The 20888-nt window shown below is 59.2% G+C and carries 24 protein-coding genes and 1 other RNA gene; 11 read left to right on the top strand and 14 right to left on the bottom strand.

Features of this window, described 5'->3' with window-relative positions; translation table 11 throughout:
• Window positions 1-288: 288 nt before the first annotated feature.
• An RNA gene (rnpB, locus tag KCX70_RS04885) (RNase P RNA component class A) lies at window positions 289-647 on the bottom strand.
• Window positions 648-740: 93 nt separating this feature from the next.
• Window positions 741-1613 (bottom strand): 16S rRNA (cytidine(1402)-2'-O)-methyltransferase, encoded by an 873-nt coding sequence (gene rsmI, locus KCX70_RS04880; protein ID WP_102853031.1) that lies wholly within the window; start codon window positions 1611-1613, stop codon window positions 741-743.
• Between the two features lie 121 nt (window positions 1614-1734).
• Here rsmI and KCX70_RS04875 point away from each other — a divergent pair, with 121 nt between their 5' ends.
• From KCX70_RS04875 to KCX70_RS04860, 4 genes are all read left to right on the top strand, one after another.
• Window positions 1735-3492, top strand: coding sequence for a penicillin-binding protein activator (locus KCX70_RS04875; RefSeq protein ID WP_212619466.1), 1758 nt, complete (start codon window positions 1735-1737; stop codon window positions 3490-3492).
• On the top strand, window positions 3489-3857 hold the full coding sequence (locus KCX70_RS04870; RefSeq protein WP_021209305.1) for a YraN family protein: 369 nt from the start codon (window positions 3489-3491) through the stop codon (window positions 3855-3857). The genes KCX70_RS04875 and KCX70_RS04870 overlap by 4 nt, the downstream gene beginning before the upstream one ends.
• Before the next feature lie 108 nt (window positions 3858-3965).
• Window positions 3966-4559: a phosphoheptose isomerase gene (locus tag KCX70_RS04865; RefSeq protein WP_021209306.1), complete on the top strand. Its 594-nt coding sequence runs from the start codon at window positions 3966-3968 to the stop codon at window positions 4557-4559.
• Complete coding sequence (locus tag KCX70_RS04860) at window positions 4556-5134, top strand: BON domain-containing protein (protein WP_212619465.1); 579 nt, start codon at window positions 4556-4558, stop codon at window positions 5132-5134. The genes KCX70_RS04865 and KCX70_RS04860 overlap by 4 nt, the downstream gene beginning before the upstream one ends.
• Before the next feature lie 90 nt (window positions 5135-5224).
• Here the strand turns inward: KCX70_RS04860 and KCX70_RS04855 are convergent, their stop codons facing one another.
• The 7 genes from KCX70_RS04855 to rplM form a co-directional block, all read right to left on the bottom strand.
• The gene (locus tag KCX70_RS04855; RefSeq protein ID WP_212619464.1) at window positions 5225-5623 is read right to left on the bottom strand and encodes a ClpXP protease specificity-enhancing factor; all 399 of its coding nucleotides are present in this window, start codon (window positions 5621-5623) and stop codon (window positions 5225-5227) included.
• A gap of 12 nt (window positions 5624-5635) precedes the next feature.
• The gene (locus KCX70_RS04850) at window positions 5636-6253 is read right to left on the bottom strand and encodes a glutathione S-transferase N-terminal domain-containing protein (protein WP_212619463.1); all 618 of its coding nucleotides are present in this window, start codon (window positions 6251-6253) and stop codon (window positions 5636-5638) included.
• A gap of 88 nt (window positions 6254-6341) precedes the next feature.
• Window positions 6342-7151, bottom strand: a complete 810-nt coding sequence (locus tag KCX70_RS04845; RefSeq protein WP_212619462.1) for a cytochrome c1 — start codon at window positions 7149-7151, stop codon at window positions 6342-6344.
• A complete protein-coding gene (locus KCX70_RS04840) occupies window positions 7151-8362 on the bottom strand; it encodes a cytochrome b (RefSeq protein ID WP_102846947.1) in 1212 nt (403 codons plus the stop codon). The genes KCX70_RS04845 and KCX70_RS04840 overlap by 1 nt, the downstream gene beginning before the upstream one ends.
• On the bottom strand, window positions 8362-8955 hold the full coding sequence (gene petA, locus KCX70_RS04835) for a ubiquinol-cytochrome c reductase iron-sulfur subunit (RefSeq protein WP_212619461.1): 594 nt from the start codon (window positions 8953-8955) through the stop codon (window positions 8362-8364). Before petA ends, KCX70_RS04840 begins: the two co-directional genes overlap by 1 nt.
• A 252-nt stretch (window positions 8956-9207) precedes the next feature.
• On the bottom strand, window positions 9208-9600 hold the full coding sequence (gene rpsI, locus KCX70_RS04830; RefSeq protein WP_021209313.1) for a 30S ribosomal protein S9: 393 nt from the start codon (window positions 9598-9600) through the stop codon (window positions 9208-9210).
• 14 nt (window positions 9601-9614) lie between these two features.
• Window positions 9615-10043 (bottom strand): 50S ribosomal protein L13, encoded by a 429-nt coding sequence (rplM, locus tag KCX70_RS04825; protein WP_019342644.1) that lies wholly within the window; start codon window positions 10041-10043, stop codon window positions 9615-9617.
• A 371-nt stretch (window positions 10044-10414) separates the two neighbouring features.
• Here rplM and KCX70_RS04820 point away from each other — a divergent pair, with 371 nt between their 5' ends.
• Both KCX70_RS04820 and KCX70_RS04815 read left to right on the top strand, forming a co-directional pair.
• Window positions 10415-11452, top strand: a complete 1038-nt coding sequence (locus KCX70_RS04820) for an NADP(H)-dependent aldo-keto reductase (RefSeq protein WP_212619460.1) — start codon at window positions 10415-10417, stop codon at window positions 11450-11452.
• Window positions 11453-11551: 99 nt separating this feature from the next.
• A complete protein-coding gene (locus tag KCX70_RS04815) occupies window positions 11552-12244 on the top strand; it encodes an energy-coupling factor ABC transporter permease (RefSeq protein ID WP_102846949.1) in 693 nt (230 codons plus the stop codon).
• A 31-nt stretch (window positions 12245-12275) separates the two neighbouring features.
• Here KCX70_RS04815 and yacG read toward each other — a convergent pair whose 3' ends face one another.
• The 5 genes from yacG to pilB all read right to left on the bottom strand — a co-directional run bounded on the left by yacG (window position 12276) and on the right by pilB (window position 17107).
• Entirely contained in the window at window positions 12276-12473 is a 198-nt protein-coding gene (gene yacG, locus KCX70_RS04810; RefSeq protein ID WP_102846950.1) for a DNA gyrase inhibitor YacG, read from the bottom strand.
• The gene (coaE, locus tag KCX70_RS04805; protein WP_212619459.1) at window positions 12470-13078 is read right to left on the bottom strand and encodes a dephospho-CoA kinase; all 609 of its coding nucleotides are present in this window, start codon (window positions 13076-13078) and stop codon (window positions 12470-12472) included. Before coaE ends, yacG begins: the two co-directional genes overlap by 4 nt.
• Window positions 13079-13311: 233 nt before the next feature.
• On the bottom strand, window positions 13312-14178 hold the full coding sequence (locus KCX70_RS04800) for a prepilin peptidase (RefSeq protein ID WP_102846952.1): 867 nt from the start codon (window positions 14176-14178) through the stop codon (window positions 13312-13314).
• Window positions 14175-15398 (bottom strand): type II secretion system F family protein, encoded by a 1224-nt coding sequence (locus KCX70_RS04795; protein ID WP_212619458.1) that lies wholly within the window; start codon window positions 15396-15398, stop codon window positions 14175-14177. The genes KCX70_RS04800 and KCX70_RS04795 overlap by 4 nt, the downstream gene beginning before the upstream one ends.
• Before the next feature lie 2 nt (window positions 15399-15400).
• Complete coding sequence (pilB, locus tag KCX70_RS04790; RefSeq protein ID WP_212619457.1) at window positions 15401-17107, bottom strand: type IV-A pilus assembly ATPase PilB; 1707 nt, start codon at window positions 17105-17107, stop codon at window positions 15401-15403.
• Between the two features lie 540 nt (window positions 17108-17647).
• Between pilB and KCX70_RS23435 the strand changes: the two genes are divergently transcribed.
• From KCX70_RS23435 to KCX70_RS04765, 5 genes are read left to right on the top strand one after another with little or no spacing between them, the layout of a single operon-like run.
• Complete coding sequence (locus tag KCX70_RS23435; protein WP_156716308.1) at window positions 17648-17833, top strand: type IV pilin protein; 186 nt, start codon at window positions 17648-17650, stop codon at window positions 17831-17833.
• A gap of 19 nt (window positions 17834-17852) precedes the next feature.
• Window positions 17853-18278, top strand: coding sequence for a hypothetical protein (locus tag KCX70_RS04780; RefSeq protein WP_212619456.1), 426 nt, complete (start codon window positions 17853-17855; stop codon window positions 18276-18278).
• A 59-nt stretch (window positions 18279-18337) separates the two neighbouring features.
• Complete coding sequence (locus KCX70_RS04775) at window positions 18338-19138, top strand: ABC transporter permease (RefSeq protein WP_212619455.1); 801 nt, start codon at window positions 18338-18340, stop codon at window positions 19136-19138.
• The gene (locus KCX70_RS04770; RefSeq protein ID WP_212619454.1) at window positions 19135-19968 is read left to right on the top strand and encodes a hypothetical protein; all 834 of its coding nucleotides are present in this window, start codon (window positions 19135-19137) and stop codon (window positions 19966-19968) included. The genes KCX70_RS04775 and KCX70_RS04770 overlap by 4 nt, the downstream gene beginning before the upstream one ends.
• Window positions 19965-20852, top strand: coding sequence for an ABC transporter ATP-binding protein (locus KCX70_RS04765; protein ID WP_212619453.1), 888 nt, complete (start codon window positions 19965-19967; stop codon window positions 20850-20852). Before KCX70_RS04770 ends, KCX70_RS04765 begins: the two co-directional genes overlap by 4 nt.
• Window positions 20853-20888: the final 36 nt, after the last annotated feature.

Genomic DNA, 20888 nt, shown 5'->3' with positions numbered 1-20888 from the left:
CGCTTCCCCTGAATTAGCTTTCCAAGCCCATTAATACCCACTTCGTTCCACTTTCCACCACTTGTGCGCACTATAGAAATGCAGCAGCCCCACCGTCAAGGTGACCCTGACGGGAAAAACCCTTATGTGGCAGGAATTTAGCAACCGAAACGGGGATAAACGATGAAGCGGAGGGCTAGCGGGAAAGAGATATCGAGCGAAAGCAAAAAACTGCACTTCAAAGTTAAAGTACTTTGTTAAGAGCAAGATTTTTTTGGTCTAAAAAGCGGGGATGTTTCGGCAGGAAAGTCGGAGAGTCGATCTGTAAGCCGGGTTCTGTCGAGGACAGTCATTCCTCTACGACAGCCATCACTGACTGCCTCTAGCAACCTACCCGGATCCAGCGCGGGCCACGCCAATGGATCCCTATTTGGTCTTGCTCCAAGTGGGGTTTACCTAGCCACGGGCTGTTGCCAGCCGTGCGGTGCGCTCTTACCGCACCTTTTCACCCTTACCGGCACCGGAGTGCTTAGGCGGTTATTTTCTGTGGCACTTTCCGTAGGCTCACGCCTCCCAGGCGTTACCTGGCACTTCGCCCTATGGAGCCCGGACTTTCCTCCCTCCCTTCTTGCGGAACAAAAAGAGACAGCGACTGTCCGATCGACTCTCCGACGCGCAGGGTACTTTGCTGCACCCCGGGCTGCAAGCCGATCAGCACCGATCAAGCGGTCGGACGCGCCGACACGGGCCGGCCGCGCCGTTCAGCCCTCGCTTTTCTCCTCCAGTGCAAGCTGATAAAGCAGGTTTTTCCTGATGCCGGTTATTTCGGCGGCAACAGCCGCGGCGCGCTTGACCGGCATCTCGGCCAGCAACAGGCGCAACACTCGACGAGCGTTCTGGTCGATCGCGTCATCACCCTGTGGCGCCTGCCAGCCACCCACCACCAGCACGCACTCGCCACGCTGCTGGTTGCTGTCCGCGGCCACCCAAGAGCGCAGCTCGCCCAGCGGGAGCCCTTGCAGCGTCTCGAATGTCTTGGTCAGCTCACGCGCCAGCACCGCCGGGCGCTCCGGACCGAACACCGCCTCCAGATCCTCCAGGGACTCAAGGATACGATGCGGCGCCTCATAGAAAATCACCGTGCGCGGCTCTTCACGCAGCAACTCGAGACGAGCACGACGCGCAGCCTGCTTGGCGGGCAGAAAGCCCTCGAAGATGAAGCGATCGGAAGGCAGGCCCGCCGCGGAAAGTGCGGCAATCAACGCACAGGCACCCGGTAGCGGGACAACGCGTATACCAGCCGAACGCGCCTGCCTGACCAGGTGATAGCCAGGGTCGGAGATCAGCGGAGTGCCCGCATCGGAGATCAGCGCCACATCGTCGCCGGCTAGAAGCCGCTTGATGAAGCGACCGCCCTCGTCACGCTCGTTATGCTCATGACAGGCAGCCAATGGCGTGGCGATACCGAAATGCTGCAGCAGCCGAGCCGAGTGACGGGTGTCTTCGGCCGCAATCAGCGCCACCTCGGCCAGGACACGCAGCGCCCGGGCGCTGACATCTTCCAGATTGCCAATGGGTGTGGCGACGACATAGAGCGTGCCCACAGCGGAATTAGCGTCAGCTGGCGCAGTCACAGGGCGTACCTCAATCACGTAAAGCGCGCATTGTAGCCCGTTTGGGAGCCGCGACATCGCGCCCCTGACGGTGCTTGGGTACAATCCGCCGACATTCGCCAGCGCTTCCAGGAATGATCACATGATGGCTCGTCTTCGCCCGTTCTTCTTCTTATGCATTGCTGCCGTGCTTTCGGCTTGCGCCAGCTCGCCCTCCTCCACACTGGGCGAGCTGCCACGCATCCCGCAGGCATCGACGCAACAGCTGCTGAAGGAAGCCGACGCCAGCAACCCTGCCGAGGCCGCACTGTTGCGCCTGTCGGCGGCCGACCAGAGCCTGCAGCAAGGCAATAGCGCCCAGGCAACGAAGATTCTCGAGCAGGTAGACGTTGCACAGCTGATGCCGGCGCAGCAGATGTTTGCCAAAACCCTGGAAGCGGAGCTGGCGCTGGCCGACAACCAGCCACAACGCGCCCTTCAAGCCCTGCAGCATCCTGCGTTCGAGCGTCTCGCCGAGCTGCCGGTCGAACAGCAGCTGCGCACCCAGCTGGCGCGCGCCCAGGCGTTCAGCGCAAATGATCAGCCGCTGGAAGCCGCGCGCGAAAGAACCTTCATCGCCCCGCTTCTGAGCGGTGAAGCCGCCAAGCAAAATCACGAAGCGATCTGGGCACTCGTGTCGAGCCTGCCGATCGAACAGTTGCAGCCGACCAAGGACGCCGATCTATCCGGCTGGCTGTCGCTGGCAGCTGTCGTGAAACAGGCCGGCACCATCGGGCAGCAACAACGCGCAATCGACTCCTGGATCCAGCAGAACCCCAATCATCCCGCCGCACGCGCACTGCCGGAACCCCTGGTGAAGCTTCGCGAGCTGGCGGACAAACCGCTATCCCACGTGGCGCTCCTGCTGCCGATGGACGGCCCCCTGGCGAGTGTTGCGCGAGCATTGCGTGATGGCTTTCTCGCCGCTCACCTGGCGGCACGCCAGGACCTGAAAATCGAGTTGTTCGACAGCACGCGCTTAACTTCCCTGGAAGACTTCTATCGTCAGGCCGCCGCCTCTGGCGTCGAGCTCGTCGTCGGACCGCTGGACAAGGACATGGTCCGCCAACTGGCCAGCCGCGATCAGCTACCCATCACGACGCTGGCGCTGAATTACAGCGATGCAGGCCAGAAAGCCCCGCCGCAGCTGTTCCAGTTCGGCCTGGCAGCGGAAGACGAGGCTCGTGAAGTGGCGCGCCGGGCCTGGGCCGACGGCCATCGTCGCGCCGTTGCCCTGACGCCTCGCGGCGATTGGGGTAACCGCGTCTTCCAGGCGTTTCGCGAGCAATGGCAAGAGCAGGGAGGAACCGTTGTCGCGGCCGAATCCCTGGCAGAACCGGTCGAGCTGGCCAACCAGATAGCCGATCTGCTGCAAGTGCGCAGCCATGGCGATGCCCAGCCATCGCGCCGCCAGGATGTCGATTTCCTGTTCCTGGCGGCGACTCCTCAGCAGGCGCAGCAAGTCAGGCCCACGCTGATCTTCCAATACGCTGGCGACCTGCCGGTCTATGCCACTTCGCACCTGCACGCCGCCACGGATAACCGCACCCAATACCTCGACCTGGAAGGCATTCGCTTCACGGAGACGCCCTGGCTGCTGGATGCGCAACTCCCTCTTCGCCAGGAAATAGAGCGCAAGTGGCCACAAGCACGCGGCAGCCTCGGCCGTCTGTATGCGATGGGCGCCGATGCCTACCTGCTGGCGCCGCGCCTGAATCAACTGCTGGCGCTTCCAGACACTCGGCTCGACGGCCTGTCCGGCACGCTCGGCATCACGCCAGAGCGACGGATCGAGCGTCAGCTGCCCTGGGCCGTATTCCACGACGGTGAAGTTCAGCCACTGGCGGATGCGCCCTATTGACCACCAGCAAGCAGATCAGCGGGCAGCTCGCCGAAGATGCTGCACAGCAGCATCTACAACGGCATGGCCTGCGGCTGCTGTGCCGGAACTGGACCTGCCGCAGCGGCGAGCTTGATCTGGTCATGCTCGATGGCGATACAGTAGTATTCGTCGAGGTTCGCTATAGGCGCCACGCCGCGTGGGGCGGCGCGCTCGAAAGCGTCGACCTGCGCAAACAGCAGAAGCTGATCAAGGCAGCCCAGCATTTCCTGCAGAAGGAGAGTCGCTGGGCGAGGCACCCCTGCCGCTTCGACGTGGTTGCCCTGGGCGCGGCGGCAGACAGCGCGGAGAAGCCCAACTGGATCCGGAATGCGTTCGATGGCTGAGCATGCTTCGCACTGGCTCGCCCGGCGCGTATCGCACAGATCACGCCTATCCCAAGATTCATACGGCACGGCAACAGCAGCCCAGCCCGTCACCTGAAGGTCAAACCCATGGACATGCAATCCCGTATACGTCAGCTTTTTCAAGCGAGCATCGAAACCAAGCAGAGCGCCATGGAGGTGCTTGCCCCCAGCATCGAGCAGGCTGGGCAGGTCATGGTCAATGCACTGCTCAGCGAGGGCAAGATTCTCACCTGCGGTAACGGCGGGTCGGCTGGCGATGCGCAGCACTTCTCTTCGGAACTGCTCAACCGCTTCGAACGAGAGCGCCCCAGCCTTCCGGCCATCGCGTTGACGACCGACAGCTCCACGCTCACCTCTATCGCCAACGACTACAGCTATAACGAGATTTTCTCCAAGCAGATCCGAGCGCTGGGTCAGCCGGGAGATGTGCTGCTGGCGATCTCCACCAGCGGCAACTCGGCCAACGTGATCCAGGCCATACAGGCCGCACATGATCGCGAGATGGTCGTGGTCGCACTCACCGGCCGTGACGGCGGCGGCATGGCCTCACTGCTACTGCCTGAAGACGTCGAAATACGCGTCCCGGCGAAAGTGACCGCGCGCATTCAGGAAGTGCACCTGCTGACCATTCACTGCTTGTGCGATCTGATAGATAACCAACTGTTCGGGAGCGAAGAATGAATTCGGTTCGCCTGCACGCCCTCACGCTTGCACTATGCCTGGCCGCCACCGGCTGCAGCTCGGTACTCACGGCCACTCGCGACGACCCCATCAATGACAACCGCGGGACTCGCACGATCGGCAGCACCATCGATGACTCGCTGATCGAAACGAAAGCAGCCGTGAACATCGCCAAAGCCCATCCAGATCTGGATCAGGCGTCGCACATCATCGTCGCCAGCTATAACGGGGTCGTGCTGCTGGCAGGCCAGACGCCGCGCCAAGAACTCAAGCAGCTGGCCGAACAAGCCGCCAGCTCGGTGCAGCGTGTCAAGCGCGTTCACAACGAGCTGCAGGTACTCAAGCCCTCCTCTGCGCTGGCCCGTAGCAACGACTCCTGGCTGACGACCAAGATCAAGACGCAGATGCTCGCCGACGCCAGTGTTCCAGGCTCGCGCATCAAGGTCATTACCGAAAACGGTATCGTCTATCTGCTCGGCCTCGTGACTCGCCAGGAAGGCAATCGCGCGACGAGCGTGGTTCAGAGCGTTTCTGGCGTGCAACGCATCGTCAAGCTGTTCGAATACATAGACTGAGCCAACCCTGCAAACGCGGCAGCAGTGACTACCGCTGCCGCGCCTTTGCCCTTTCGCCGCACCTGCGGCCAGGCCTGGGCTTGTCCCGGCTTATTTGACGACTTTCAGGCTGGGACGCCCGGTAGCCGCAGGTCGCGCTGAGTCCGCCGAATCGTCAGTAGGCGTGTCGTCCGGCGGCGTAGGCTCGACCTCGAAGACCATCCCCTGCCCATTTTCCCGCGCATAGATCGCCATGACCGCAGCAGACGGGACATGCAAGCTATGCGGCACACCACCGAAGCGCCCCTCGAAACTGATCGCCTGGTTATCCATCTGCAACTGCCGAACCGCGCTAGGTGCCACGTTCAACACGATCTGGCCATCACTGGCAAAACCATCCGGGACCTGCACCCCCGGATGATCGGTATTAACCAGCAGGTGTGGCGTGCAGTCATTATCGACGATCCACTCATACAGCGCCCGAACCAGATAAGGACGACTTGAAGTCATATACGGCCTCTCTTAGCGCATGCCGCGCTCAACGGCGGATAGACTGACCTGGAAGGCCTCGCGAGCAAAGTTGGTCTCCATATAATCGAGCAGTGGCTTCGCTGCTCGCGGCAACTCGATTCCAAGTTTGGGCAAACGCCACAGGATAGGCAACAGACAGCAGTCCACCAGACTGATCTCATCGCTCATGAAAAACGGCCGCTCGGCAAACACCGGCGATACGCCCGTGAGGCTTTCACGCAGCTCCTTGCGCGCCTGGGCCCGCGCCGCTTCAGCCGTGCGGCGATCGGATATCCGATCCACCAGGCTGCACCAGTCCCGCTGGACCCGGTGGACCAGCAGCCGGGTGTTGGCCCTGGCGACAGGATAGGCCGGCAGCAGCGGAGGATGCGGATAGCGCTCCTCCAGATATTCGGTGATCACGCTCGGCTCATAGAGGGCCAGATCACGATCCACCAGCGTCGGCACGCTGGCGTAAGGGTTCACCTCGGTCAGTCTGACCGGACAACGCGCCGGATCGACATCGAGTATCTCGACGCTGACGCCCTTCTCGGCCAGCACGTAGCGCACCCGGTGCGAATAATGGTCGGCGGGATCGGAATAACAGGCCAACCGGTTGGTAGCGGCCATAGGGTCCCTCCTCATTGGAATTATGACGTAGCAGAAAAAAACGCGCGCCCATAAGGGCGCGCGCAGGGTACCGCAAAACAGCGAGGGATCAGTGAACGTCTTTCCAGTATTCCCGCTTGAGCAAATAGGCGAATACGAAGAAGAACGCCAGGAACAGCAGCACGTAGGTACCGATGCGCTGGCTTTCCAGCTTGACCGGATTAGCCGAGTAGGCGAGGAAGGTCACCAGGTTCTTGATCTTCTCGTCGTACTCCGCCTCGGTCAGGGCGCCGGTGCCAGGCACGACCGTCATCGCATGGCAATCTTCATGCGTGATCGGCGTTCCGGTCAGCGGGTCGAATTGCTTGCGCCCATCCTCGACTACCTGAACCTGTTTGCAGGCTACCGATTCACCTTCCGGAAGCTTGCTCGGCAGCACCTGACGCCCCTGCAGCGGAGCCAGTACATGCGGCATGCCCACGTTCGGGAACACGGTGTTGTTCACACCATAAGGGCGCGTAGGATCCTCATAGAAGCTGCGCAGATAAGTGTACAGCCAGTCGTTACCTCGCACACGCGCCACCAGGGTCAGGTCGGGCGGAGCCGCACCGAACCAGGTCTTGGCATCGCTCGGCTTCATCCCGATCTGCATGTGGTCGCCGATCTTGGCGCCACTGAAGACGACATTGTCGAGCATGACCTCTTCCGGAATACCGAGATCCTTGGCAACTCGCTCGTAGCGCTGATACTGGGCGCTGTGGCAGCCCATGCAATAGTTGGCGAAGGTTCTCAGACCATCCTGCATGGCGACCTTATCGGTCAGATCGACATCCACCTGGTCCAGGTGGACTTCGCCACCCGAGGCGAAGCCCAATGCCGGCACCAGTGCAAGAATCAATGCAGCAAATTGCTTTTTCATCAGCCAGCCACCCTTTGCGGAACTACTTTGGTCTTCTCGAGCTTGGTATAGAACGGCATCAGGATGAAGTAGCCGAAGTAGACGGCAGTACAGATCCGCGCGAGCAGTGTGCGCTCAGGAGTCGGAGCCAGCACGCCAAGTACACCGAGAATGATGAAGGAGATGCAGAACGCCAGCAGCGCGATCTTGCTCATCCAGCCTTTGTACTTCATGGACTTGACCGGACTGCGATCCAGCCACGGCAGCACGAACAGCACGGCAATCGCGGCACCCATGGCGATCACGCCCAGCAGCTTGTCCGGCACGGCGCGGAGAATTGCGTAGAACGGCGTGAAGTACCAGACCGGTGCGATGTGCGCAGGCGTCTTGAACGCGTTCGCCACCTCGAAGTTGGGCTTCTCGAGGAAATACCCACCCATCTCGGGGAAGAAGAACACGATGGCGCAGAAGACGAACAGGAACACCACCACACCCACGATGTCCTTCACCGTGTAGTAGGGATGGAAGGGAATGCCATCCAGCGGCACGCCAGCTTCGTTCTTGGTCTTCTTGATATCGACACCCATCGGGTTGTTCGAACCCACCTCGTGCAGCGCGAGGATGTGCAGAACGACCAGGCCGAGAATAACGATCGGCAGCGCGATAACGTGCAGCGCGAAGAATCGGTTCAGCGTGATGCCGGAAATCAGGTAGTCACCGCGAATCCACTGAGTCAGGTCACCGCCGATAACCGGGATGGCGCCGAACAGCGAAATGATCACCTGGGCACCCCAGTAGGACATCTGGCCCCACGGCAGCAGATAGCCCATGAAGGCCTCGGCCATCAGCGCGAGGTAGATCATCATGCCGAAGATCCACACCAGCTCGCGCGGCTTCTGATAGGAGCCGTAGAGGATGCCGCGGAACATGTGCAGATAGACAACGATGAAGAACGCCGACGCACCGGTCGAGTGCAGGTAGCGAATGATCCAGCCGTATTCCACATCACGCATGATGTATTCGACGGAGGCGAACGCGCCTTCGGCGGACGGTTCGAAACTCATCGTGAGCCAGATACCGGTGAGAATCTGGTTGACCAGCACCAGCAAGGCCAATGAGCCAAAGAAGTACAGAACGTTGAAGTTCTTCGGTGCGTAATATTTGCTGAGATGGTCTTCCCACATCTTGGTCGCGGGGAAGCGCGCATCAACCCACTCCATGAACTTGCTCATCATGCGCTCTCCTGATCAACGCCAATGACGACCAAAGCGTCCGTCTCGTACGTATGAGGGGGAACCGGCAGGTTCAGCGGAGCAGGCTGCCCCTTGAACACGCGGCCAGCCAGGTCGTATTTCGAACCATGGCACGGACAGAAATAGCCACCAAGCCATTCTGGGCCCAGATCAGGCGGCGCCACTTCCGGACGGAAGGACGGGGAGCAGCCGAGGTGCGTGCACAGCCCAACCAGGATCAGCACCTCTGGCTTGATCGAGCGCACCACCGGGTCGACGTATACCGGCTGCTCGGACGCTTCGGACTTCGGATCAGCGACGGTGTCGGTGAGCTTGTCCAGATTGGCCAGGGCCTCCTCGGTACGACGCACAATGAACACCGGCTGACCACGCCACTCGGCAACCATCTGCTGGCCTGGCTCGATCTTGCTGATATTTACCTTAACCGGTGCACCGGCTGCCTTGGCCTTGGCACTCGGGAACCACGATCCCACGAACGGGACCGCGGCACCCACCGCTCCTGCAGCACCTACTACCGAAGTAGCGGCTACGAGGAAGCGACGCCGGCCAGCATTCACGCCGTCATTGCTCATTCAGTCGTCTCCCATCAGTTTCTTATGGCCTACCGAAAGCAGGCGTCTACTACGTAAAAACAGCCGCGAAAAAATTCGCCAAATGGTAAAGAAAAGCCCCTCGTATGACAAGGTAATAACCGGATACAACCTGGCGCGAAGCCCCGAATATCGGGGCTCTCTAAACGCGACACGCTGTCGCATGGGTAAAATTGAACCCATAAAAAAACGCCCAGCTTCGAATAAAGCTGGGCGTTTTTTTGTGAAGCGGGATTAGCGCTTCGAGTACTGCGGACGCTTACGCGCTTTACGCAGACCGACTTTCTTACGTTCGACTTCGCGAGCATCGCGAGTAACGAAGCCAGCCTTGCGCAGAGCAGGACGCAGAGTCTCGTCATATTCCATCAGAGCACGAGTGATACCGTGACGGATCGCACCCGCCTGACCACTCACACCACCACCAAGGACGGTGACGTAGATATCGAATTTCTCGACAGTCTCGGTCAGCTCCAGAGGCTGGCGAACCACCATACGAGCGGTTTCACGCCCGAAGAAGTTGTCCAGCTCGCGGTTGTTGATGGAGATCTTGCCAGTACCCGGGCGCAGGAATACGCGCGCGGTTGCGGTCTTGCGACGGCCGGTGCCGTAATTTTGAGTCGCCGACATAATGAACTATTCCGTTAAATCTTCAGTTCTTGGGGCTGCTGAGCGGTGTGCGGATGATTGGCACCCTTGTACACCTTCAGCTTACGGTACATGTCGCGACCCAGCGGGTTCTTGGGCAGCATGCCCTTGACCGCGGTCTCGATCACACGTTCTGGCGCCTTGGCGATCAGCTTCTCGAAGTTGATCGACTTGATGCCACCCGGGAAACCGGAGTGAGAGTAGTACATCTTGTCGGTGGTCTTAGCACCGGTAACACGCACTTGCTCGGCGTTGATAACGACGATGTAGTCACCGGTATCGACGTGAGGGGTGTATTCCGCCTTGTGCTTGCCACGCAGGCGGCTAGCGATTTCGGTTGCCAGACGACCCAGGGTCTGGCCGGCAGCGTCGACGACGAACCAGTCGCGCTTGACGGTTTCCGGTTTAGCAGTAAAAGTCTTCATTCGTTATAGCCTCAGGGGCCGCCCTGAAAATAAGACGGCGAATCTTACTGAATGGTGCTCGCCCTGGCAAGGCCAGGGCAGCCGGAAACAGACGCTATCGGGGGCTCGGGTCAGCGCGTCCGCTACGGCAGTGTTCGGCAGGCTAGGCATCCCCTACCTTGTTTTTGCGTCAGCGGGCTAGGCATCCCCGGCGACAGGCTGCGGAATTATCCGGATTACCAGCAAAATAGCAAGCACGTTTGGTTAGCCAGTCGCGGGTTTTCACTTCACCGCCGTCACCGGCGCATAATCCAGCACGGGCATGCCGTAACGAAACTTCTCGCCCCCATTCACAATCCGAACAACAACCCAACAGACCAAAGGGATATCGCATGGAATTGCGCCGACTCGGCCGCACCGATTTGAATGTCAGCTCGCTGTGCCTGGGCAGCATGACCTGGGGTGAGCAGAACGATCAGGACCAGGCGTTCGCCCAACTGGACCGCGCCAGGGCCGCAGGGGTCAACTTTCTCGACACGGCCGAAATGTATCCAGTGCCGCCACGCGCAGAAACCTACGCCACGACCGAGCGCTACATCGGCAACTATTTCAAGGCACGCGGCAACCGGGCCGACTGGATTCTCGCCAGCAAGATCGCAGGGCCTGGCAACGGAATAAGCCACATACGCGACGGCCAGCTGAAGATGAACCGCCAGCACATTGTCGCGGCGCTGGATGCGAGTCTGCAGCGGCTGCAAACCGACTGGATCGACCTGTACCAACTGCACTGGCCCGAACGCAGCACCAATTTCTTCGGCCAGCTCGGCTACCGCCACCAGGAACAGGACTTCACGCCGATCGAAGAGACCCTCGAGGCACTCGATGAACAGGTAAAGGCCGGCAAGATCCGCCATATCGGCCTGTCGAACGAAACGCCGTGGGGCACCATGAGATTCCTGCAGCTGGCCGAGTCACGCGGCTGGCCACGCGCAGTATCGATCCAGAATCCCTACAACCTGCTTAATCGAACCTTTGAGGTAGGCCTGGCCGAGATCGCCATTCGCGAGCAATGCGGGCTGCTGGCCTATTCGCCGCTGGCCTTTGGCGTGCTCAGCGGAAAATACGAAAACGGCGCACGACCCGCCGGCGCGCGGATAACTCTGTTCAGCCGCTTCGCGCGCTACTCCAATCCGCAATCCCAGGCAGCCTGCTCCCGCTATGTGGCGCTCGCCCACGAGCACGGCCTGGACCCAGCCCAGATGGCACTGGCTTACGTAACGCAGCAACCTTTCGTTACCAGCAATATCATCGGCGTCACCTCGCCCGAACAACTCGAGCGCAATCTCGCAAGCACCGAGCTGCGATTGTCAGCCGAGATCATCGAAGCAATCGAAACGATACACACCGAGCAACCCAACCCTGCGCCTTGATGGCGCCATAGCGAAACCCCACGACGCGAGCGGGCGGCCGACGAACAAGCCCGCATCGTCACCATCGTAAGACGCCCGCCCGGCGCGAGGACACCGAAGATGATTGCCGCCGAACTGCTCGCCCCGTCCAGTCTTTTGCTGGGCTGGCTGCTCTATGCCAGCGGACTGATCTGGGCTTGCGTGCGGGCGCCCTGGGTCGAGCTGTTCAGCGATACCCGGCGCCAGCACCTGCTGTTTGGCGCGGTGCTGGCGGTTTTTCTACTGTGGCTGGTTCGCCGGGATTTCGACTCCGGACTGTCCTTTCATTTCATCGGCCTGACCGCGGTGACGCTGCTGCTGGACTGGCCACTGGCGATTCTGGCCGCCTTCACCGCCCAGCTCGGCCTAACCGCCACGGGACACCAGCAGCTCGCCGCGCTCGGCCTGAATGGCGTACTGCTGGTGCTGATACCTGTCGCGGTGACCGAACTGTGCGCAATCGCGGTCGAACGCAACCAGCCGCGCAACCTGTTCGTCTATATATTCTTCTCTGGATTCTTTGCCGCAGGGCTCGCCGCATTGCTCTGCATTCTCGCTGGGCTCGGCGTTCTATTGCTTGACGGCCGGTATCCGATGCCGCCGTGGCTGGCCGACTTCGCCGGCTACATCTGGCTGGTGATGTTTCCCGAAGCGTTCATCAACGGCACCGTGGTCAGCGCATTGGTCGTGTTCTATCCGGACTGGATGGAAACCTTCAACCGCAGCCGCTACCTGCAAGCCCCTTGGAAAGACGACAGCACCAAACAGGATTGAGGCAGCGGCGATGTGATCGGCGCCGCCTGCTTCAGTGCTGCCGAGGCGGCATATCACCCGAGAAGAGATCGTCCTCGAGCTCGTCACCCGGAATCGCATGCTCCTCCGATGCCCAGGCGCCGAGGTCGATCAGCTTGCAGCGCTCGGAACAGAACGGACGACTCGGACTCTTCACACTCCATTCGACCGGTGCCCCGCAAGTCGGGCACTCAACAACCGTAGTACTCATTCCTGACCTCCTCGTAGCGTCAGATAAAAATTGTGCAGGCGCTCCACTTCTTGCCGCAGCCATCCGCGATCGCGGTCGTTGATCAGCACATCATCGGCATGGCGCAAGCGCTCCTCGCGACTGGCCTGAGCTTCGACAATGGCGCGGATCTGCGCTTCGCTACTTTGATCACGCCGGCTGGCGCGCTCGACTTGCAATGCCTCAGGAACATCGATCACCAGCACTCGCTCGACCTGGCGATACTGACCAGACTCCACCAGCAGCGGCGAAACCATGATCGCGTAGGGAGAGGTCGCCTGTGCGAGGTATTCAGCGATTTCCTGCCGAATCAGCGGGTGCAGCAACTCTTCGAGCCACTTGCGCTGCGCTGCGTCCCGGAAAACCAGCCCGCGTAACGCCGCGCGATCCAGACTGCCATCCTGCCCCAGGACGGTTTCACCGAAGCGCTCGACGATCGACGCCAGCGCGGGCCGACCCGGCTCGACGACCCAGCGGGCGGCATGATCGGCATCGACCCAATGCACCCCGAGCCTACCGAACTCTTCCACCACGACGCTCTTGCCGCTGCCGATACCGCCAGTCAAACCCAGGATCCAAGGCTTCATCACGAATCGTCCAGATCGGAAAACGACGCGCAGTAGTAACGCCTGAAAAGTGAAGATGCAAGCGTAAGGTCCGCCAACCGCGCGTAGCGCTCGGCGCTGGGCCGCGCGACGAACCTGTGTTCTTCTGTAAGATTCCTCAGGGCGAAGCGTGCACCCTTCTGTGGGAGCCCCGACCCCGGGGCGAAGCCTCTGACTACAGGCAACCCTACCTGTCCAAGGCAGGCGTATCTGCGTCAGAATCGAGCAAAGTGCAGATAGCTCGCGGTAATCTGCTCACCCCAGAGCAACGCAATCCACCCCGCAATAGCCAGATACGGTCCGAAGGGAATCGCCGTACCGCTGTCCGCCTTCTGCACGCGCAGCAAGATGCTACCCAGCACTGCGCCCACCACGGACGACAACAGAATGGTCAACGGCAGAACCTGCCATCCTCCCCAGGCGCCAAGCATCGCCAGCAGTTTGAAGTCGCCATAGCCCATGCCTTCCTTACCGGTCACCAGCTTGAACAGCCAGTACACCGACCACAGGGCGAGATAGCCAGCGACTGCACCCCACAACGCGTCGGACAGCGCAGCGAACAACCCGAAGTCATTGACGATCAACCCCACCCAGAGCAGCGGCAGCACGATGGAATCCGGCAAAAGCTGATGATCGACATCGATCATGCTCATCGCCAGCAATCCCCAGGTCAGCAGCAACATCGCACCGGCCTGCCAGGAGAAGCCGAAATGCCAGGCCACATAGCCGGATAACAACCCGCATAGCAGTTCGACCAGTGGATAACGTTTACTGATCGGTGCGCGGCAAGAAGAGCACTTCCCGCGCAAGGCCAACCAGCTCACCAATGGAATGTTTTCCCACGGACGAATCTCATGGTCGCAATGTGGGCAATGAGAATGGGGCAATACCAGATTGAACGTAGAGGCAGGTTCGGCCGACAGCTCGAGAAACTCGCGAGCCTGCGCCCGCCAATCCCGCTGCATCATGATCGGCAAGCGATGGATGACGACGTTGAGGAAACTGCCGACCAATAGGCCCAGGACGGTTGCACATAAAACAAAGGCCAGCGGGTTGCTGGCCAGCAAAAATATACCGCTCATCCTCCAACCACACCGCCGAGTTGGAAAATAGGCAAATACATCGCAATGATTAGGCCGCCAACAAGCACCCCCAAGACCGCCATTATCATTGGCTCCATTAGCGTAGTTAGGTTGTCGACCATGTTGTCGACCTCACCTTCGTAGAAGCCCGCGACTTTATCGAGCATTTCATCCAGCGAGCCTGACTCTTCACCGATGGCTGTCATCTGCACCGCCATGGATGGGAATACGCCAGCGGTACGCATAGAAAAGTTAAGCTGAACACCGGAGGACACGTCATTGCGGATCTTGGCGACCGCATTGCGAAAAACAACGTTACCGGTCGCGCCGGCGACCGAATCAAGGGCGTCCACGAGCGGCACGCCTGCTGCAAAAGTCGTGGCCAAAGTACGCGCGTAACGGGCGACGACAGCTTTATATAGGATGTCACCCACGATAGGCAATTTGAGAAGCCCGCGATCAAGCGCGTCACGCAATGCCTCCGACCGCTTATAGCTATGCTTGAATATAAACGCGGCGGCAAACAGGCCGACCACAACCAGATACCACGACTCTTGCAACCAACGAGACAGCCCCACCACCATCTGAGTGAATGCGGGCAACTCAGCGCCAAACCCATGAAAAACACTTTCGAATTGCGGCACCACTTTAATTAGGAGTATTGCTGAGACGATTACTGCCACTATGATCACCGCGATTGGATAGGTCATAGCCTTTTTGATTTTCGCTTTAAGCTGCTCGGTCTTCTCTTTATAGGTTGCAATCCTATCCAACAAAGTCTCAAGAGAGCCAGACTGCTCACCGGACTCGACCAGGTTGCAATAGAGCGCATCGAAGTGCTGCGGCTTTTTACGCAAAGAAGCCGCAAAACTGTTACCCGCCGCTACCTCCTGCTTGACCTCATCCACCAGCTTGCGCATGTTGGGATTGTCGAAGCCCTCGCCAATGATGTCGAACGATTGAAGCAGTGGCACGCCAGCCTTCATCATGGTCGCCATCTGCCGAGTGAACAGGGCGATGTCCATCGGCTTGATCTTCTTGCCAGCTCCAAATAGCGAAACGGCTTTCTTGCGCACCTTGAGCGGATTGATACCTTGCTTGCGCAGTTGCGCCTTGATCAGCGCCGGGCTTTGCCCGGAAAGCTCACCCTTGACCTTGCTGCCTTTGCGGTCAGTTCCTTCCCAGGTGAACACACTTGTTTTCAACGCTTTTTCCGCCATGGTTAATCCTTGGTCACGCGATTGACTTCTTCCAGGCTGGTGATGCCATTCATGGCCTTCACCAGTCCGGAGATGCGCAGATCATTGAAACCATCTTTGCGCGCCTGGATGGCGATATCGATGGAGTTTCCTTCCTCCATGATAAGCCGCTGCAAGGCAGGCGTGATTTTAACCACTTCATAAATACCGACACGGCCTTTGTAACCGCCGTTGCAGTTATCACAGCCCACCGGCCCATAAAGCTGGAAGGTGCCGATGCGGTCTTCGGGGAACCCCTCCTTCAGCAGTGCCTCGCGTGGCACCTCGACTTCTTTCTTGCAACTTGCACAGAGCTTTCGGGCCAGCCGCTGGGCGATGATCAGGTTGACCGAGGTTGCGATGTTGAAAGCTGGTACGCCCATGTTGCGCAGGCGGGTCAGGGTCTCCGCCGCGCTGTTGGTGTGCAACGTCGACATCACCATATGGCCGGTCTGGGCTGCCTTGACGGCAATCTCTGCGGTCTCCAGGTCGCGGATCTCGCCCACCATGATGATGTCGGGATCCTGGCGCAGGAAAGCTCGCAGCGCCTGAGCAAAGTCCATGCCCTGCCGAGGATTGACGTTGACCTGGTTGATGCCCTCCAGGTTGATCTCCACCGGATCTTCGGCGGTGGAAATATTCACATCGACCGTGTTGAGAATATTCAAACCGGTATAGAGGGAAACCGTCTTCCCCGAACCGGTCGGTCCGGTGACGAGAATCATCCCTTGCGGCTGCTTCAGCGCAGTAAGGTAGAGCTCTTTCTGCTCCTCCTCGTAGCCCAAGGCATCGATGCCCATCTTGGCGCTGGAGGAATCCAGGATGCGCATCACGATCTTTTCGCCCCACAGGGTCGGCAAGCTGTTGACGCGGAAGTCGATGGACTTGGTCTTGGAAACCTTCATCTTGATCCGGCCGTCCTGCGGCTTGCGTCGCTCAGCAATGTCCAGCGCGGCCATAACTTTTAAGCGAGCCGATATCCGGCTGACCAATTGCACGGGCGGCCTCGCCACTTCATGCAGCACGCCGTCGGTGCGGAAGCGAACGCGGTAAGACTTTTCATAAGGCTCGAAATGAAGGTCGGAAGAGCCTCGCTTGATCGCATCCAGCAGCATCTTATTGACGAAGCGAACAACGGGGGCGTCATCAGCCTCACTATGGCCCACTTCATCCCTTTCAGTGGCTCCGCCTGACATCTCGACGTCAAGCTCATCGAGATCCGAATCGGTCATACCATCCAGCGAGGTACTGACCGACTCAAACAGCTTTTCAATGGCCTCACCAAGCTTGTCGTCTTCAACCAGTACCGACTCGACCGAGAGCCCTGTATTGAACTGGATATCAGTGATGGCTTGATGGTTAGTGGGGTCTGAAATAGCGACATACAGCTTGTTGCCACGCCGCTGTAGGGGCAGCACACGGTGCTGGCGGACCAGCTTTTCGCTGACAAGATCCTTGGGCTGAGTGTCTTTATCCAGCGTACTCAGATCGAAATAAGGAACACCGAACTGCTCGCCTGCGACTTCCGCTACCGCCCGGCTTTTAACCAGCTTGTTCTGCACCAGCCAGGAAACTAGCGGCACCTGATTGCGCTGAGCTTGCTGCTGGGCCTGCAGCGCGATCTTTTCTTCGAGCTGGCCGACCAATACAAGCTGGCGAGCCAAACCACCGAGGGGAGCGTTTTCGTTCATCGAGCGGCCTATACAGGCAAGAGAATTCCGCGCCCTTATAGCGCGTTTCCCCTCGACCGCCAAACACACAGAAAGGAAGTGGCAAAAAATGTCACTTGCTGACCGTAACGGTTGAAAAGCGATAACCAAACGCTGCGTCGCGAGCCGCTCCTCGGGCACGACAGGTCACCCTACTGTTGCTGGAAGCGCGCCCCGCATCGAACAGCCAAAGCGTGCCCAAATAGAAGAAGATGTTTCGCCCAGCGCAGCCCCCCCCCGCCCAAGAAAGAGCGCGCAGCGGTCAGCAACACTCCTAGGGCCGCCCATCGCAGGACATATAAACACCAACACCGCTTTTGTAGGAGGCTCGCCTCGCGGCAAATGCGACCGCTTCTACACGCATTCGAGCACAAGCCCACCCCCCAGCCGAAAATCAGCCACGCTCCAAAACTTGACCCACCACACACTCCCAGCCGCTGAATTAGTCATCCCGCATCGTTTGGCACAGAAGCTGCTCATATCTCCCCAGGTCCAACGACCTCACCAACAAGGAGCTTTTCAATGAAGTCCATCAAGAAGCAAAAAGGTTTCACCCTGATCGAGCTGATGATCGTAGTTGCGATCATTGGCATCTTGGCAGCAGTAGCCATCCCGCAGTTTCAAGACTACCAAGCCAAGGGCTACGACAAGTCGGCTCAGTCTGATGCCCGCAACATCCTGACCGGCGGCATCGCCAACTCCAACTAAGCTCAAGGGAATTTACGCGATGAAAAAGATTATTCTTGCAACACTTGCTGCCAGTCTGTTTGCTTCGTCCGGCGTCTATGCGGCCCCTACATCAGTACAGCTGGCAGATGGTTATAATGCGATCGACACTGTAGGTACCGATATTAATCTTGCACGTCAATTCACCATCGTTGCCATCGACAACCGCGCCGGCGTTGTAAAAAATAGCTTTGACGCCACGCTGTCGGCCAACGTAATTGCTGGCTTGGTTGATGACGCTACGGATAACCGGCTCGGCGTGGTCGCCGGCTCCAACAAAGGCTATACCGTTTTCACTGGCTCGTCGGTGGGTGGCAGCGTCTCGCAGTGTGGTGATCCCGTTGCAAAAGGCACATCAGGCCTTGCCACAACTTTGGTCGTCGCAGACACCATTGATCTAGACGAGGCCAATGGTTGCGGTCGTTAAGCGCTAAGAGTGTTTAAACAGGCCCCCATTAGGGGGCTTGTTTGTTTATGGAGAAAAGCATGTTCGAACTGACAAGACTGGGCGTGCGCATGGGATTGCGCGGCCTGGGCTTTCGTATCCTGCTCTTGGCTACCTTGGCACTGCTGGGCATAGCCTTTCTGGCCGGCAATTTTTCTGGGCGCCAGCAACTGACGGTGACTCTGGACGTGGCTTTCAGCAGTATGCGTATCGTTCTGTTGCTGATGGTGCTGGTCTGGGTGCAGGATCTGCTGGCGCGCGATATAGAGCGCAAGTCAGTGTATTTTATACTGGCCTACCCCGTCGCCCGCTGGCAGTTTTTGCTATCACGTTTTTTCGCCACTGCCACCCTAGGAGGCATAAGCCTAGTTTTTATTGGCGCGGCGTTCTGGGTTTTGCTGTATGCCTTCGGCTCCAGCTATACACAAATGCGCCCACCTGCGCTGGGCTGGAGCTATTGGTTGGTGCTGCTGGGCATGTGGCTGGACCTGCTAGTAGTTGCGGCCTTTTCACTGCTGCTGGCCACCCTCTCGACCACTCCTTTTCTTCCATTTCTATTGGGGCTAGCTTTCGCCCTAGCGGCAAGAGGCTTAGGGCCGACAATCGACTATCTGCGCGGCGAGCGCTCCGCCCCGTTGCATGAACAACTCTTCAGCCCTCTGCTGGAGCACGCCTACGTCTGGCTGCCCGATCTATCCCGCCTCGACTGGCGCGTGCTGTCGCTCTACGACCTGCCACCCGAGCCGCTGGCCATGGTACTGGCAGTACTCAATGCCTCGGCCTATATCGCTGCCTTGACAGCGCTGGCCATTGTAATTTTCGAGCGGCGCAACTTCACATGAGAACAGTGCTTGTTCTGGCGATCATGCTGCTCGCTTGGGCGGGCTTTGCCAGCACCGGTGCGCTATTGCGCGACCATGCTCGACCGGACGTCCGCGCCGAAGTGCTGCGGGTACGCATGCCGATGCCGGTGCAGCTGACCTATTCGGCAGGCGATCGCTTCCTGGCAGCGAACCTCAACGTATTTCGCAGCCTGATGGTGACGGCCTCCGTCACCGAGCAGGAGACTTATCGCATTCAAGGGCAATTGCAAACCGATGCGGCCTTCTTCAATCCTCGCCATGAAGACAACTATTACGTCGGTGCAGCTATCCTGCCTTGGAACGGACAGGTGGCAGCAGCACAGGATGTGCTGCTCAAGGCCGCCAAAAGTCGCCATTGGGACATGTGGCCAGCGTTTTATTACGCCTTCAACGCTATGTACTTCGAACGCGACATGAACAAGGCCGGACACTGGGCCGAAGTCGCTGCCGAACGCCACCCACGCAACGCGCCAGCCCTGCGCAACATGGCGGCCAAATGGTACGAGCGCGGCGACGACCCCGAGACCGCACTGGACATCCTAGTCGCCATGCACGATCAGAGTGCGGACGAGAATTTCCGCGCCCTGCTAGCCGCGCGCATCGTGCGTCTGCAAGGCTTGCAGGCGCTGCGCGCAGCAGCCGACGAATACCGCCAGCAGCACGACCGTGCGCCATCACAGCTGATTGATCTGATCGGCTATGCCGGGCTTGAAGCCCTGCCTGAAGACCCGCTGCAACTGGGTTATCTATTGTCCGACAAGGGTCAGCCGCTGCTGGCCGATCATGTGAAGCAACAGGACTCGCAATGATACCGATCGAAGTGCAAGAACTGCACAAGTCATTCAAGAGCAAGGGTAAGGCCCTCAAGGCCCTGGACGCCGTGAGCTTTTTCGTCGAAAGCGGCCAGTCGGTAGGCTTTATCGGGCAGAACGGCGCTGGCAAGAGCACCAGCATCAAGATTCTGTTTGGCGCGCTACGCGCAGATGCCGGTCACGCGCTGCTGATGGGCCGTGCTGCGGATGATCCGCTTTCACGCCAGGGGGTTGGTTATGTGCCGGAAAACCCCTATCTCTACGACCAACTGACCCCTCGCGAAGTAATAAGTAGCGGCCTGCGTCTGCACGGAATCAGGGGTCAGGAAAACCATCTCCGTACCGAGCGCTGGCTGGAACGCCTGGGTATTGCCTATGCGGCAGACAAACGTATTCGTAACCTGTCCAAGGGCATGACCCAACGCACCGCCCTGGCCCATGCCTTCGCAATTGAGCCGCAACTGCTAGTGCTGGATGAGCCGATGTCCGGCCTTGACCCCATTGGTCGTCGTCAGGTCGCTGACCTAATGCAGGAGTATCGCCAGGGCGGCGGCACGCTGTTTTTTTCCACCCATATCCTGCATGACGTAGAACGTCTGGCCGATCGTTTTCTGATGATTCACAAGGGATGCATCCGTGCCCAGCAGGACATCGCCGATATGCTCGCCAGCCAAAGCACGCTGGTGGTGCGTTACTACGGCACCGAGGCCTTGCCGGGCTTTGTCCAAGACGCAGGGATGATATGGAAAGGCAGCTGTGAACGCGCCGCGATGCCGACAGTACTCGCCGCCATTGCGAAGGCCGGCGGCACCCTGCTCAATGCACACCCACAGAACACACTGGAAGAGCTATTCGATAACATTGTCAGCGAGACCGCCTAACGGATATGCCCTATTCTCTAGTGCTCAATGGCCCGC

The organism is Stutzerimonas stutzeri (assembly GCF_018138085.1).
Lineage (GTDB): Bacteria > Pseudomonadota > Gammaproteobacteria > Pseudomonadales > Pseudomonadaceae > Stutzerimonas > Stutzerimonas stutzeri_AI.
Note: the sequence above shows the minus strand (reverse complement) of the source record. Positions and strands in the feature narration are given on the sequence as shown.

Bases quoted from the DNA above. Each gene is read 5' to 3' on its own strand.
- KCX70_RS04765 (WP_212619453.1), top strand. From the start codon at position 19,965: ATGATACCGATCGAAGTGCAAGAACTGCACAAGTCATTCAAGAGCAAG.
- KCX70_RS04815 (WP_102846949.1), top strand. From the start codon at position 11,552: ATGATTGCCGCCGAACTGCTCGCCCCGTCCAGTCTTTTGCTGGGCTGG.
- rplM (WP_019342644.1), bottom strand. From the start codon at position 10,043: ATGAAGACTTTTACTGCTAAACCGGAAACCGTCAAGCGCGACTGGTTC.
- pilB (WP_212619457.1), bottom strand. From the start codon at position 17,107: ATGAACGAAAACGCTCCCCTCGGTGGTTTGGCTCGCCAGCTTGTATTG.
- yacG (WP_102846950.1), bottom strand. From the start codon at position 12,473: ATGAGTACTACGGTTGTTGAGTGCCCGACTTGCGGGGCACCGGTCGAA.
- KCX70_RS04795 (WP_212619458.1), bottom strand. From the start codon at position 15,398: ATGGCGGAAAAAGCGTTGAAAACAAGTGTGTTCACCTGGGAAGGAACT.
- KCX70_RS04875 (WP_212619466.1), top strand. From the start codon at position 1,735: ATGATGGCTCGTCTTCGCCCGTTCTTCTTCTTATGCATTGCTGCCGTG.
- KCX70_RS04770 (WP_212619454.1), top strand. From the start codon at position 19,135: ATGAGAACAGTGCTTGTTCTGGCGATCATGCTGCTCGCTTGGGCGGGC.
- coaE (WP_212619459.1), bottom strand. From the start codon at position 13,078: ATGAAGCCTTGGATCCTGGGTTTGACTGGCGGTATCGGCAGCGGCAAG.
- KCX70_RS04840 (WP_102846947.1), bottom strand. From the start codon at position 8,362: ATGAGCAAGTTCATGGAGTGGGTTGATGCGCGCTTCCCCGCGACCAAG.
- KCX70_RS04860 (WP_212619465.1), top strand. From the start codon at position 4,556: ATGAATTCGGTTCGCCTGCACGCCCTCACGCTTGCACTATGCCTGGCC.
- KCX70_RS04800 (WP_102846952.1), bottom strand. From the start codon at position 14,178: ATGAGCGGTATATTTTTGCTGGCCAGCAACCCGCTGGCCTTTGTTTTA.
- KCX70_RS04865 (WP_021209306.1), top strand. From the start codon at position 3,966: ATGGACATGCAATCCCGTATACGTCAGCTTTTTCAAGCGAGCATCGAA.
- KCX70_RS04850 (WP_212619463.1), bottom strand. From the start codon at position 6,253: ATGGCCGCTACCAACCGGTTGGCCTGTTATTCCGATCCCGCCGACCAT.
- KCX70_RS04845 (WP_212619462.1), bottom strand. From the start codon at position 7,151: ATGAAAAAGCAATTTGCTGCATTGATTCTTGCACTGGTGCCGGCATTG.
- KCX70_RS04775 (WP_212619455.1), top strand. From the start codon at position 18,338: ATGTTCGAACTGACAAGACTGGGCGTGCGCATGGGATTGCGCGGCCTG.
- rpsI (WP_021209313.1), bottom strand. From the start codon at position 9,600: ATGTCGGCGACTCAAAATTACGGCACCGGCCGTCGCAAGACCGCAACC.
- KCX70_RS04855 (WP_212619464.1), bottom strand. From the start codon at position 5,623: ATGACTTCAAGTCGTCCTTATCTGGTTCGGGCGCTGTATGAGTGGATC.
- KCX70_RS23435 (WP_156716308.1), top strand. From the start codon at position 17,648: ATGAAGTCCATCAAGAAGCAAAAAGGTTTCACCCTGATCGAGCTGATG.
- petA (WP_212619461.1), bottom strand. From the start codon at position 8,955: ATGAGCAATGACGGCGTGAATGCTGGCCGGCGTCGCTTCCTCGTAGCC.
- KCX70_RS04820 (WP_212619460.1), top strand. From the start codon at position 10,415: ATGGAATTGCGCCGACTCGGCCGCACCGATTTGAATGTCAGCTCGCTG.
- KCX70_RS04780 (WP_212619456.1), top strand. From the start codon at position 17,853: ATGAAAAAGATTATTCTTGCAACACTTGCTGCCAGTCTGTTTGCTTCG.